The 12,975-nt window shown below is 68.2% G+C and carries 8 protein-coding genes; 2 read left to right on the top strand and 6 right to left on the bottom strand.

Annotated elements, in window-relative coordinates; all coding sequences use genetic code 11:
* Positions 1-3: 3 nt before the first annotated feature.
* The 4 genes from fdhE to fdnG all read right to left on the bottom strand — a co-directional run bounded on the left by fdhE (position 4) and on the right by fdnG (position 5,876).
* Entirely contained in the window at positions 4-984 is a 981-nt protein-coding gene (fdhE, locus tag FD678_RS01725) for a formate dehydrogenase accessory protein FdhE (RefSeq protein WP_140718876.1), read from the bottom strand.
* Positions 985-1,220: 236 nt separating this feature from the next.
* On the bottom strand, positions 1,221-1,868 hold the full coding sequence (locus FD678_RS01720) for a formate dehydrogenase subunit gamma (protein ID WP_140718875.1): 648 nt from the start codon (positions 1,866-1,868) through the stop codon (positions 1,221-1,223).
* A complete protein-coding gene (gene fdxH, locus FD678_RS01715; RefSeq protein WP_305955969.1) occupies positions 1,865-2,791 on the bottom strand; it encodes a formate dehydrogenase subunit beta in 927 nt (308 codons plus the stop codon). Before fdxH ends, FD678_RS01720 begins: the two co-directional genes overlap by 4 nt.
* A 16-nt stretch (positions 2,792-2,807) precedes the next feature.
* A complete protein-coding gene (gene fdnG, locus FD678_RS01710) occupies positions 2,808-5,876 on the bottom strand; it encodes a formate dehydrogenase-N subunit alpha (RefSeq protein WP_140718873.1) in 3,069 nt (1,022 codons plus the stop codon).
* Between the two features lie 274 nt (positions 5,877-6,150).
* Between fdnG and FD678_RS01705 the strand changes: the two genes are divergently transcribed.
* A complete protein-coding gene (locus FD678_RS01705) occupies positions 6,151-6,801 on the top strand; it encodes a rhomboid family intramembrane serine protease (RefSeq protein WP_140718872.1) in 651 nt (216 codons plus the stop codon).
* Between the two features lie 61 nt (positions 6,802-6,862).
* On the opposite strand, the gene FD678_RS01700 is transcribed toward FD678_RS01705, so the two are convergent.
* Positions 6,863-8,869 (bottom strand): M13 family metallopeptidase, encoded by a 2,007-nt coding sequence (locus tag FD678_RS01700; RefSeq protein WP_140718871.1) that lies wholly within the window; start codon positions 8,867-8,869, stop codon positions 6,863-6,865.
* 146 nt (positions 8,870-9,015) lie between these two features.
* Positions 9,016-11,121, bottom strand: a complete 2,106-nt coding sequence (locus FD678_RS01695; RefSeq protein ID WP_218569429.1) for a M13 family metallopeptidase — start codon at positions 11,119-11,121, stop codon at positions 9,016-9,018.
* Between the two features lie 226 nt (positions 11,122-11,347).
* On the opposite strand from FD678_RS01695, the gene FD678_RS01690 reads away from it, so the two are divergent.
* Positions 11,348-12,940, top strand: a complete 1,593-nt coding sequence (locus FD678_RS01690; protein WP_140718869.1) for a phytoene desaturase family protein — start codon at positions 11,348-11,350, stop codon at positions 12,938-12,940.
* Positions 12,941-12,975: the final 35 nt, after the last annotated feature.

Raw genomic sequence — 12,975 nt, 5'->3', positions numbered from 1 at the left:
GGCTCAATCCCCATCCGCCTGCCACAGCAAGGGGTTCTGGCTGGCGCGCTCGTAGCCCTGTTCGCCGAGCAGCAGGTCCAGCGCCAGCGTGCCGAGATCGTCGGCGACCGGCTCCACCTGCGGGTCCTTCTCCAGGTACAGGATCTTGCGATACCCGTGGCAGCGTTCGCAGGTCTCGGCGCGCACGGCGGCGTCCTTGGCAGTATCGGCAGGATCATCGATGCCGGCCAGCGAGGGGTAGGCGATGTCCTTGCCCGCGGCGCCGCAGCGGCTGCACTGCACGCGTACGTAGTGCCATTGGCAGGCGCACAGCGCACAGTACAGGTAACGGTAGGAGGCATGGGGCGCCTGCGCATGCACGAGGCTGGCGACCGGCGCGGTGCCGCACAGCGGGCACAAGCCGGGGGCATCCGCCATCGGGGCAAGCTCGCCGGTCCCGTAGGCCAGGCCCAACGCGACCCAGTACACCTGCAGGGCCGCCATCACGAAGGGGGCGGTGCCGGCTTCCACCGGGGGAGCGCCCGGCACGTCGAGCAAGGCATCGGCCTGGGCCTCGAGCCAGGCATCCTGGGCGGCGGCCAGCTGCTCCAGGATCGCCTTCGCCTGCGCCGGGAAGGCTTCATGCCCGGCGCAGTGGGCGCACAACTCGCGCAGGAGCGTGCGCCAATATCCGTCGCGCGCGAGGCTGGCGGCATGCAGCGGCGGCATGCCGGCACCGGCCGCGCCGTTGCGCCGCTGCGACGCGGCGGCGGCCTGGAGGCCGGCGAGCCGTTCGGGCGCGATCCGCGCAAGCGCGGCGTGCTGCGCATCGACCAGCGCGGCGAGCAGTTGCAGGTAGCCGGAGATCGGGCTGGCGGAGGCCAGGACGCGCAGTCGGTCGGCGCGCGCGGCGAACAGGCGATCGCGGTCGGCGAGGATGATGCGGGGAATATCGCGCTGCGCGAGCGTTTCGATCTGGCCGGGTTCGAGGATGCGTTGGGCCATGGCGATGCCGGTGGGCTAGCTGCCCGGTATCGTCGCCGTTGTCGGTGGTCGAGTCCAGTGTGGTGCGGCGACGGGTGCGTTCCGGAGCTGGGAACGCTGGAGTGCCTTTGTGGGAGGGACTTCAGTCCCGACGGGCTTCATCGGCCCATTGTCGGGACTGAAGTCCCTCCCGCAGAAAAATGCCTGATCCAGGCCAGGATGCTTTGCCGAATCCCGAATCCGAATCCCGAATCCGGCTACTCCTTCGGCCGCTGCCCGCTCAACACCTGGCGGAACCACGCTCGATGGTGCTTGTGGGCCCAGCCGTAGCTGACCTTGCCGCGGGTCATGGCCTTGACCGAACCCTTCACCCAGATCGCCGCGTAGATGTGCACCACGATCGCGCAGACCAGGACCAGGCCGAACAAGGCATGCACGACGACCGAGAAGCGGATCACGCCGATCGGGAAGTAATGGCTGAAGTAGGCGCGCCAGATCACCAGTCCCGACAGCAGCAGCGCCAGCAGGCAGCCGACGATGCTCCAGAACAGCAGCTTCTGGCCGGCATTGAAGCGGCCCACCGGCGGCAGCTTGTCGTCCTCGTTGCGCAGCACGTGGCGCATGCCGCGCAACCAGCTCCGGTCGTCGCGGTCGAGCAGGTTGTCGCGCCACATGCGCGCGGCCAGCAAGGCGAACGCGACCACCATGACCAGGCCGATGAAGGGATGCAGGATCCGCGTCCACGGGCCGCCGCCGAACAGCGCGCTCAGCGGGAACAGGGCCGGGTGGAACAGGGCCAGTCCGGACAGCGCGACCAGCACGAAGCTGATCGCGACGATCCAGTGGTTGATCCGGGTCGGGGCCCGGTAGCGGACGATCTCGTTGTCGCGAGGCGCATGGCTCATGGCCGTTCCTCCTCGTTGGCGGTCCCGGCGCGGATCTTCTCCGCCTCGCGCTCGGCGGCCTTCTCTTCGTCCTCGTCGACGGTGTTCGGGCCGACGCCGATGTAGTGCAGGAAGCCGGCGAACGCGGTTGCGGCGATCGCGAACAGGCCCAGCGGCTTGGCCGCGCCCTTCCACAGCGACACCATCGGGCTGATGTGCGGGTCCTTGGGCAGGTCGCTGTACAGCTGCGGCTGGTCGGCATGCTGCAGCACGTACATCACGTGGGTGCCGCCGACGCCGGCCGGATCGTACAGGCCGGCGTTCTGGTAGCCGCGCGACTTCAGGTCCTCGATGCGCTCGGCGGCGTGCTGGGTCATCGCCTCCTTGCTGCCGAAGGTGATCGCGCCGGTCGGGCAGGTCTTCACGCAGGCCGGTTCCATCCCGACCGCGACCCGGTCCGAGCACAGCGTGCACTTGTAGGCCTTCTTGTCCTTCTTCGAGATGCGCGGCACGTCGAACGGGCAGCCGGTGACGCAGTAGCCGCAGCCGATGCAGTTCTCCTCGTGGAAATCGACGATGCCGTTGGCGTACTGCACGATCGCGCCGGGCGAAGGGCAGGCCTTCAGGCAGCCGGGGTCGGAGCAGTGCATGCATCCGTCCTTGCGGATCAGCCATTCCAGGTTGCCGTTGGCGTCCTCGTACTCGTCGAACTTCATCACCGTCCACGACTGGTCGCTCAGGTCGGGCGGGTTGTCGTAGCTGCCGGTGCAGTTGCCCACCTCGTCGCGCAGGTCGTTCCACTCCATGCAGGCGACCTGGCAGGCCTTGCAGCCGATGCACTTGCTGACGTCGATCAGCTTGGCGACCTGGCCGGTGTGCGCGCCACGCGCCTCCGGCGAGGGCGTGGTGGTGGCCGAGCGGCGGATGATGTCCAGCGATTGCAGTGACATGGTTCGTCTCCTACGCCTTCTCGACCTTGACCAGGATGCACTTGGACTCGGGCGTCTGCGAGTTGCCGTCGCCGATCGCGTTGGTCAGCGCGTTGGCGATGTAGCCGGGCTTGGCCGCGCCGAGGAAGCCCCAGTGGATCGGCACGCCGACCTGGTGCACGGTCCTGCCGTCGATCTGCAGGGCCTTGATGCGCTTGGTCACCATCGCCACCGCCTCGATGTGCCCGCGCTTGGAACTGACGCGGACGCGGCTGCCGTTGGCGATGCCCAGTTCGTCGGCCAACGCCGTGCCGATCTCCACGAACTGCTCGGGCTGGATGATCGCGTTGAGCCTGCCGTGCTTGGTCCAGAAGTGGAAATGCTCGGTGAGGCGGTAGGTGGTCGCCACGTGCGGGAACTCGTCCGGCGAGCCGATCTGGGCGCGGTCGCTGGCGAACACGCGCGCGGCCGGGTTGTTCAGCGCCAGCGGCTGTGCCGGGCTCAGCGGGTTCTTCGCCAGCGGCGTGTCGAACGGTTCGTAGTGCTCGGGGAACGGACCTTCGGCCATGCCGCCCTTGGCGAAGAAGCGGGCGATGCCTTCCGGGTTCATGATGAACGGGCCCATGCCGTTGGCCGGGTCTTCGTCGGCCTTGTAGTCCGGCACGTCCACGCCGCCCCAGCTCTTGCCGTTCCAGGCGATCAGCGTGCGCTTCGGATTGAAGGGCTTGCCGGCTGGGTCGCAGGACGCGCGGTTGTACATCACGCGCCGGTTGGCCGGCCACGCCCAGGCCCAGCCGATGGTGTTGCCGATGCCGGAAGGATCGCTGTTGTCGCGCCGCGCCATCATGTTGCCGGTCGGACCCCAGGCGCCCACGTAGATCCAGCAGCCGCACGCGGTGCTGCCGTCGTCGCGCAGTTCGCCGAAGGCGGCCAGCTGCTCGCCGGCCTTGCGCACCAGCTTGGTCGGGTCCTTGGGGTCGTACACGTCCGCCAGCGCCTTGCCGTTGTACTCCATCGCCAGTTCCTCCGGCGTCGGCAGCTCCGGGTTGGCGTACTTCCAGGCCAGGTCGCGCACCGGGTCCCACCAGGCGCCGCCTTCCTTCTCGTACAGGGCCTTGATGCGGTGGAACAGCTCGGACATGATCTCGATGTCGCTGCGCGCCTCGCCCGGCGGCTTGGCGCCCTTCCAGTGCCACTGCAGCCAGCGCGAGGAGTTGACCACCGCGCCGTTCTCCTCGGCGAAGGACGTGGTGGGCAGGCGGAACACCTCGGTCTGGATCTTGCTCGGGTCCACGTCGTTCAGCGCGCCGTGGTTCTGCCAGAACGCGATGGTCTCGGTCTCCAGCGGGTCCATGCTGACCATGAACTTCAGCTTGGAGAACGCGCTGATCAGCTTGCCCTTGTTCGGCGCGGAGGCCAGCGGGTTGAAGCCCTGGCAGATGTAGCCGTTCATCTTGCCCTGGTCCATCAGCTCGTAGGCCTGCAGCATGTCGTACGGCTTGTCGAGCTTGGGCAGGTAGTCGAAGCACCAGTCGTTGTCGGCGGTGGCCGCGTCGCCCCACCACGACTTCATCAGGCTGACGTGGAACTTGGGATAGTTCTGCCAGAACGACATCTGGTTGGGTCGCAGCGGCTTCTGCGTGCGCTTGGCGATGTAGGCTTGGTAATCCTGCTCGTCCTGCTTCGGTAGGGTGAGATAGCCCGGCAGCAGGTCGGACATCAACCCGATGTCGGTCAGGCCCTGGATGTTGGAGTGCCCGCGCAGCGCGTTCATGCCGCCGCCGGCCACGCCGATGTTGCCCAGCAGCAGCTGCACCATGGTGCCGGCGCGGACGTTCTGCGCGCCGACCGAATGCTGCGTCCAGCCCAGCGCGTACAGGATCGTCATCGCCCGGTCCTTGCTGGCGGTGGAGGCGATCATGTCCCAGATCTGCCGGATCTTGTCGGCGGGCGTGCCGCAGATGCGCTCGACCATCTCCACGGTGTAGCGCGCGTAATGCTGCTTGAGCAGGTTGTAGACGCAACGCGGGTCCTTCAGCGTCGGGTCGGTGCGGACGTAGCCGTCGTCGCCGTACGCGTAGTCCCAGCTGGAACGGTCGTAGCTGCGAGTCTGCTCGTTGTAGCCCGAGTACAGGCCGTCCTTGAAGGCGAACTCGTCCTTCACCAGGAACGGCATGTCGGTGTAGTTCAGCACGTACTCGTGCTGGATCCGGTCCTCGGCGAGCAGGTAGTTGATCAATCCGCCCAGGAACACGATGTCGGTGCCGGTGCGGATCGGCGCGTACACGTCGGCCACCGCGGCCGAGCGGTTGAAGCGCGGGTCGACCACGATCAGGCGCGCCTTGTTGTGCGCCTTGGCCTCGGTCACCCATTTGAAGCCGCACGGGTGCGCCTCGGCGGCGTTGCCGCCCATGATCAGGATCAGGTCGGCATTCTTGATGTCGACCCAGTGATTCGTCATCGCACCTCGGCCAAGCGTCGGGGCAAGACCTGCCACCGTCGGGCCGTGTCAGACACGCGCCTGGTTGTCGAACGCGAGCATCCCGAGGGAACGGACGACCTTGTGGGTCAGCACGGCGGTTTCGTTGCTGGTCGCCGAGGCGGCCAGCATGCCGGTGGTCAGCCAGCGGTTGACCGTCTGGCCGGCCTCGTTCTTCTGCACGAAGTTGGCGTCGCGGTCGGCCTTCATCAACCGCGCGATGCGGTCCAGCGCGTCGTCCCAGGACAGCCGCTGCCACTTGTCCGAACCCGGCGCGCGGTATTCGGGATAGAGCAGGCGCGACTTGCTGTGGATGATGTCGACCAGGCCGGCGCCCTTCGGGCACAGCGTGCCGCGGTTGACCGGGTGGTCGGGGTCGCCCTCGATGTGGAAGATGCTCGCTTCCGCGTTCTTGGCGCCGTCGCCCAGCCCGTACATCAGGATGCCGCAGGCGACCGAGCAATAGGTGCAGGTGTTGCGGGTCTCGGTCGCGCGGGCCAGCTTGTACTGGCGCACCTCCGCGAGCGCTACCCCGGGCGCGAAGCCCATCAGAGCCAGGCTGGAACCCACCAGGGTCGTCCCGGTGACTTTCAGGAACTGGCGGCGACTCAACGTGGTCATGCCGTTCTCCTCCCCGCCTTCATGAAGACGCCAGAAGGGCAGTGCCGCTTCGTGGCATCGCTCGCCGAAGCCGTCCGCTCCCGTGGCAGTGGATGCCACACCGGACGGCCCCGGCCCACCGGCGCCTTATAGCACACCCATGTAAGCGCGGCGTTGCGCCGGCGCGGCCTGGGCCGGCCGCGCCGGGCCCCATGGCGGCCGAAGCGCTTGCCGCGGAGACAGGGGCAGGCGGTGGCAGCCGTTATGATGTGGCGCAGTTTCCACGGATGCCGCCATGTTCCCCCGACTGCCCACCGTCACCAAAGCGTTGCTGATCGCCAACGGCCTGCTGTTCCTGCTGCAATGGGCATTGGGGGACGGCACGTTCGCGCCGCTGATGCTGTGGCCGGTGGGCGAGGCCGGTTTCGACCCGTTCTCGCCCGGGCAGAACTTCCAGGTCTGGCAGCTGCTGACCTACGGCTTCCTGCACGGCAGCTTCTCGCACCTGTTCTTCAACATGCTGGCGCTTTTCATGTTCGGCGCCCCGCTGGAACAGACCTGGGGCGAGAAGCGCTTCCTGGCCTATTACCTGGTCTGCGTGGCCGGTGCCGGCCTGTGCCAGCTGCTGGTGGGCTGGCTGGCCGGCAGCGACATGCCGGTGCTGGGCGCGTCCGGCGGCGTGTTCGGCCTGCTGCTGGCCTACGGCATGCTGTTCCCGAACCAGCGGGTGATGCTGCTGTTCCCGCCGATCCCGATGAAGGCTCGTACTTTCGTGATCGTGTTCGGCGCGATCGAGCTGTTGTTGGGCTTCACCGGCTGGCAACCGGGCGTGGCGCACTTCGCGCACCTGGGCGGCATGCTGTTCGGCTGGCTGCTGATCCGCTACTGGCGGGGCCAGCCGCCCTTCGGCGGCAAGCGCAAGCCACCGATGCGGATCGTCCGCTAGACACTTAAATAAAGAAGGGGCGCGATTCCGCGCCCCTTCTTGCTTGCCCGTCCCGGACCGGTCAGCGCCAGATCCGGACCTGGTCGGCCTCCGCGCGCTGCATCGGCTGGCCCGGCTTGCAGCCGAAGGCCGCGCCGAACTCCGGCAGGTTCGACAGCGGGCCGTTGGTGCGCCACTTGCCGGGCGCGCGCACTTCCGCGGTGGCGCGCTGCACCGCTTCGTTCGGGGACAGCTGCTGTGCCCAAAGCCCGGCCCAAGCATTGAAGAACGCCTGCTTGCTGGCCTGGGTGGCCTGCGGCTGGGCCTTGGCGAAGGCCTGCCAGGCCAGCTCGACGCCGGCCTGGTCGGCCAGGTTCTCCTCGGCGGTCAATGTGCCGTTGACCTTGGTATTGGGAACGCCCGGATAAGGGTAGGCGCCGTACTGCGCGGCGACCTTCTGCGTCAGCAGGGTCCAGGCGGTCTTCTCGGCCGGGCTCCACCAGCTGCGCAGCTGGCCCTGCGCATCGACCAACGCGCCCTTGGCATCGATCGCGCGGGTGATCTCGTGCGCGGCGAGCGCGCCGAACGCACCGTACTGGGCGGCCGGGTCGCCGCCCTGCGCGAACACCGGCGCTTGCAGCACCGCGGCGGTGACGATCAGGCGGTTCTGCGCGATGTCGTAGGCGATCGCCGGCTGCTGCGGCAGCACGTCCCAGCGACGGTCGGCGTTGCCCTTGCCGATCCGCTTCATTTCCTCGCGATGGCGCCAGGTGGAGGCGATCAGCATGTTGCCGCCGAAGCTGCCGCGGCCCATCGGCTGCACGCTGTAGTCGAGGTCGCGGCGGGGCGCGCCGATCTCGATCTTCATCGCGTCGAGCTTGGCCTTGGCCTCGGCCACGACTTCCGGATTGCCCCAGCCGGTGCGTTCGATCGCCGCGATCTGGGCCTCGCGGACCTGGTCGACGATGACGGCGGCCTGGCGGCGCGTGTCCGCGCCGAGGTAGCGGGCGACGTACTCGCGGCCGAGCATCGGGCCGGCCGCGACGTTGATCGCGTCCAGCACCTGCTGCCAGCGCGGCGGCGGCAGCACGTCGCCGCGCAGCAGGCGCCCGCGGAACTGGAACTCGGCGTCGCGGAAGCCCTTGGACAGGTACGGCGCCATCGCATCGCCCACGCGCCAGCGCAGGTAGGCCTTCCACTGGTCCGGCTTGAGGCTGGCGATCAGGCCGTCGAGCTGCTTGAAGTAGCCCGGGTCGGCCATCGACACCAGGTCGTCCTGCACGCCCTGGGCTTTCAGGAAATCGGCCAGCTGCAGGTTCTTGAACTGCTTGGCGACGTCCTTGGTCGCCAGCGGCGCGTAGTTGTTGAAGGGGTTGTTGATGTCGGCGACCGGCTTGCCGGCCTTGGCCAGCAGCGTCTCGATCTGGATCACCGCGGCCGAGTCGGCGTCGAGGCGGTTGGCGGCGGTGCCGGTCAGCGCCAGGATCTGCTTGACGTAGGCGCGGTAGCGGCCCATCAGCGCGGTGGTATCGGCATCGGTGCGGGTGTAGAACGCGGGATCGGGCAGGCCGGTGCCGCCCTGCATGAAGTAGCCGATGTGGCGGTCCAGGGCCTTCAGGTCCACGTCGGGGCTGAAGTTGAACGCCACCGGGATGCCGACCTGGTGCAGCGCGGCGATCGCCGCCGGTATTTCCTTGGCCTTCTTGATCGCGTCGATGCGCGAGAGCAGCGGGGCGATCGGCCTGGAGCCATCGGCCTCGACCGCCGCTTCGTCCAGTCCGCTGGCCCAGAAGTCGCCGAGCAGCTTCTGCACGTCGTTCTGCGGCGCCTTCATCGCGGCGTCGAGCAGGTCGCGCTGCTGCTGCAGCGCATGCTCGGCGAGTTGGCCGAGCGCGGTGGTCGCGCCGGTCTGCGGCAGCGGGTTGGCCTTCAGCCAGGCGGCGTTGGCGGCGTCGTAGAAATCGGTGCAGGCCGGCGGCACGGCCGGGGCCTTGGGAGTCTTCTTGCGGGCGGCTTCGGCATGGGGCGCGGCCAGCAGGGCGGTCAGGCTGAAGCCGAGGGCGAGGGCAAGCGGACGAAGGGTGGGCATCGAAATGGATCCAGCCAGTTGGAAGTCGGCGGAGTTTAACAAGGCCGGCAAGCGTGCTGTCAGGGGATTGACGATCCGGCATGGGCCAAGCAAAAAAGAAGGCCCGGCAATGCCGGGCCTCCATGGATCGCACCTACGCGGGCGGTTTACCAGATGACCACCTGCTGGTCGCCCTGGCGCACCATCTTGTCGCCCGGCTTGCACGAGAACGCCGCCGCGAACGCCGGCATGTTCGACGGCGCGCCGATCGCGCGGAAGTTGGCCGGGGCGTGCGGGTCGGTCTTCAGGCGCACGGCCAGTTCGTCCGGGGTGAAGTTGCGACGCCATACCGTGGCCCAGTTCAGGAAGAAGCGCTGGTCGCGGGTGATGCCGTCGGTCTTCGGGTCTTCCTGGCCGGCGGTCGCCGCCTTCATCGCGTCGTAGGCGGTGTTCAGGCCGCCCAGGTCGGCGATGTTCTCGCCCAGCGTCAGCTTGCCGCTGACGTTGCCCTTGTCGGTCTTGTAGCCGTCGAACTGCTTGACCAGCCTGTCGGTCCGGGCCGCGAAGCCCTTGGCGTCGGCCGGCGTCCACCAGTTCTCGAAGTTGCCGGTCGGTCCGAAGCGGCTGCCCTGGTCGTCGTAGCCATGGGTCATCTCATGGCCGATCACCGCGCCGATGCCGCCGTAGTTCATCTCCACCGGGGCGTTCGGGTCGAAGAACGGCGGCTGCAGGATCGCGGCCGGGAACACGATCTCGTTCTGCAGCGGGTTGTAGTAGGCATTGATCGTCTGCGGCGTCATGCCCCATTCGGTCTTGTCGACCGGCTTGCCGATCTTGGACAGGTTCCACTTGTAGTTGAACTCCTGGGCCGCCTGGAGGTTGCCCAGGTAGCTGTCGCGGTTGGTCTGCAGGCCGTCCCACGAGCGCCACTTGTCCGGGTAGCCGATCTTCGGGGTGAAGCTGTTCCACTTGGCGATGGCCTTTTCCTTGGTCTCCGGGCTCATCCAGTCCAGCTTCTCGATGCGGGCCTTCAGCGCGGTGCGCAGGTTGCCGACCAGCTCCTCCATCTTGGCCTTGGAATCGGCCGGGAACGCGACCTGCACGTACAGCTGGCCCAGCGCCTCGCCGACCTGGCCGTTGACCGCGGCCAGCACGCGCTTCCAGCGCGGCTTGATCTCCTTCTGGCCGCGCATTTCCTTGTTGTAGAAGGCGAAGTTCTCTTCGACGAACGGCTGGCTCAGGTACGGCGACGCGCTGTCGACCGCATGGAAGCGCAAGTAGGCGCGCCACACCGCCGGATCGGTGTCGGCGATCATCTTGCTCACTTCCTCGTGGAAGGCCGGGATCGCCAGCGAGAACATCTGGGGCACTTCCACGCCCTGCGACTTGAAGAACTCGGTCCACGACCAGTTCGGGGTCAGCTTGTCGGCGTCGGCGGGGCTGACCGGGTTGTAGAACAGCGAAGCATCGCGCGAGAGCTCGGTGCTGGTCTTGGAGACCTTGGCCAGGCGGGTCTCGAACGCGACCACCTGCTTGGCCTGCTCGGCGGCATCGGCCGCCGGCGTGCCGGACAGCTCCAGCACCTTGGCGATGTGCGCCTGGTAGGCGTCCAGCTTCGGCTTGTTCTCGGCCTTGGTGTAGTACTCCGGATCCGGCAGGCCCAGGCCGCCCTGTGCGGCATAGGCGATGTTCATGCTGGAGTTCTTGAAGTCGGCCTCGGCGCCGAACGAGAACAGCCCGTTCCGTCCCTTGGCGGCGCTGGTGTGCAGGTAATCGACCAGCTTGGCCTGGTCGGTGACGCCGTCGATGGCGGCGAGTTCGGGCTTCAGCGGCTCGATGCCCTGGGCGTTGATCTTGGCCTCGTCCATGCCGGTGGCCCAGATGTCGCCGACCAGCTTCTCCACGCCGGTGGCGTTCTTGTCGGCGGCGGCCTGCTCGACCAGCTGGTGCTGGACCGCGTTGGAACGCTCGTCGAGCATCTCGAACGCGCCCCAGCTGGTGCGGTCGCCCGGCACCGGATTGGCGGCCAGGAACTTGGCGTTGGCGTAGGCGTTGAGGTCGGTGCAGGCGTTCGCGTTCGGGTCGATGTCGCCCGGCTTGAACTGGTTGAACGGCGGCAGCTTGGACTCGTCGAGGGTCAGCTTCTTCGGCGCGGCTTCGCTTTCGCTGGCCGGCGCGGCGGCGCTGGGGGCTTCCTCGGGCTTCTTGCAGCCGCTCAGCGCGGCGGCGACGGCGAGGGACAGCGTCAGCAGATGAGGTTTGCGGAAGGTCACGTAGGGCTCCGGAATCGGGCATGGACAAGGAAGCCCCGTCGCCGGGGCCGTGGCCGGCATTCTGAACCTCTGCGCGACGGTAGTCAGTGTCGAAGGTCATGGCCGGCTGGGGCCGGACATCCGCCGTCTCCGGGGAAGAGCAGGGCCGACGGGGCGACGCGCCGACCAGGCATGCCTGGCCAAACAGGGGAATCGGACCCCGCCAGCGCATGCTATACAGGCCGGCATGGGCACCCGACGCGACCCGTACGACACGATCATCATCGGCGCCGGCCACAACGGGCTGGTGTGCGCCGCCTACCTCGCCAAGGCCGGCCGCAAGGTGCTGGTGCTCGAACGGCGCGACGTGGTGGGCGGGGCCGCGGTCACCGAGGAGTTCCATCCCGGCTTCCGCAACTCGGTCGCCTCCTACACCGTCTCGCTGTTGCAGCCGAAGGTGATCGAGGACCTGGAACTGCCGCGGCACGGCCTCAGGGTGGTGCCGCGCCGGATCAACAACTTCCTGCCGCTGCAGGACGGATATCTGTTGGCCGGGGCCGGACGGACCGCGGCCGAAGTCGCGAAGTTCTCCGCCCGCGATGCCGAACGGCTGCCGGCCTACGAGGCGCGCCTGGAACAACTGGCCGACGTGCTGCGCGCGCTGGCCTTGCAGCCGCCGCCCAACGTCACCGACGGCGGGTGGTGGCAGGCGCTGCCCCAGCTCTGGCGAGCCGGCCAGCTCGGGCGAAGGCTGCATGCGCTGTCGCCGGCCCTGCGCCAGGAACTGCTCGACCTGTTCACGATCTCGGCGGCCGAGTACCTGGACCGCTGGTTCGAAAGCGCACCGATCAAGGCGCTGTTCGGCTTCGACGGCATCGTCGGCAACTACGCCAGCCCGTACGCGCCGGGCACCGCTTACGTCTTGCTGCACCACGTGTTCGGCGAGAGCAACGGCGTCAAGGGGGCGTGGGGGCACGCGATCGGCGGCATGGGGGCGATCACCCGGGCGATGGCCGCCTGCTGTCGCGAACGCGGCGTGGACATCCGTACCGGACGTGGCGTCGCACGCGTGCTGGTCGAAGGGGGACGAGCGGTCGGCGTGACGACGCTCGACGGCGAATCGCTGCGCGCCGACTGCGTGGTTGCCAACGTCAACCCCAAGCTGCTGTACGAACGGTTGATCGATCCCGCGCACGTGCCGGCCGCGACGCGCGAGCGCATGGCGAACTGGCGCTGCGGCTCCGGCACCTTCCGGATGAACGTGGCATTGTCCCGGCTGCCGGACTTCCGCGTCCTGCCGGGCGAGGGCGACCACCTGACCGCCGGCATCATCATCGCCCCGAGCCTGGACTACATGGACAAGGCCTGGCGCGACGCGCGCGACCACGGCTGGTCGCGCGAGCCGATCGTCGAGATGCTGATCCCGAGCACGCTGGACGACTCGCTGGCCCCCCCGGGGAAGCACGTGGCGAGCCTGTTCTGCCAGCATGCCGCGCCGGTACTGCCGGAAGGACGCAGCTGGGACGACCACCGCGAGGAAGTCGCCGACCTGATGATCGCGACGGTGGAACGGCACGCTCCCGGCTTCGCTGCCTCGGTCCTGGGACGCCAGGTCCTGAGCCCCCTCGACCTCGAGCGCGAGTTCGGCCTGGTCGGCGGCGACATCTTCCACGGCGCGCTGAGCCTGAACCAACTGTTCTCCGCAAGACCGATGCTGGGCCAGGCCGATTACCGCGGCGCGATCCCCGGGCTCTATCTATGCGGGTCGGGCACGCACCCGGGAGGCGGCGTCACCGGGGCGCCTGGGCACAATGCGGCGAGGGTCGTGCTTGGAGGCTGAAGAAAAAAAGAGCCGCCAGCGCTGCTGGCGGCTCC

The sequence above is a fragment of the Pseudomonas sp. Hp2 genome (genome assembly GCF_006386585.1).
GTDB lineage: Bacteria > Pseudomonadota > Gammaproteobacteria > Xanthomonadales > Xanthomonadaceae > Pseudomonas_S > Pseudomonas_S boreopolis.
Note: the sequence above shows the minus strand (reverse complement) of the source record. Positions and strands in the feature narration are given on the sequence as shown.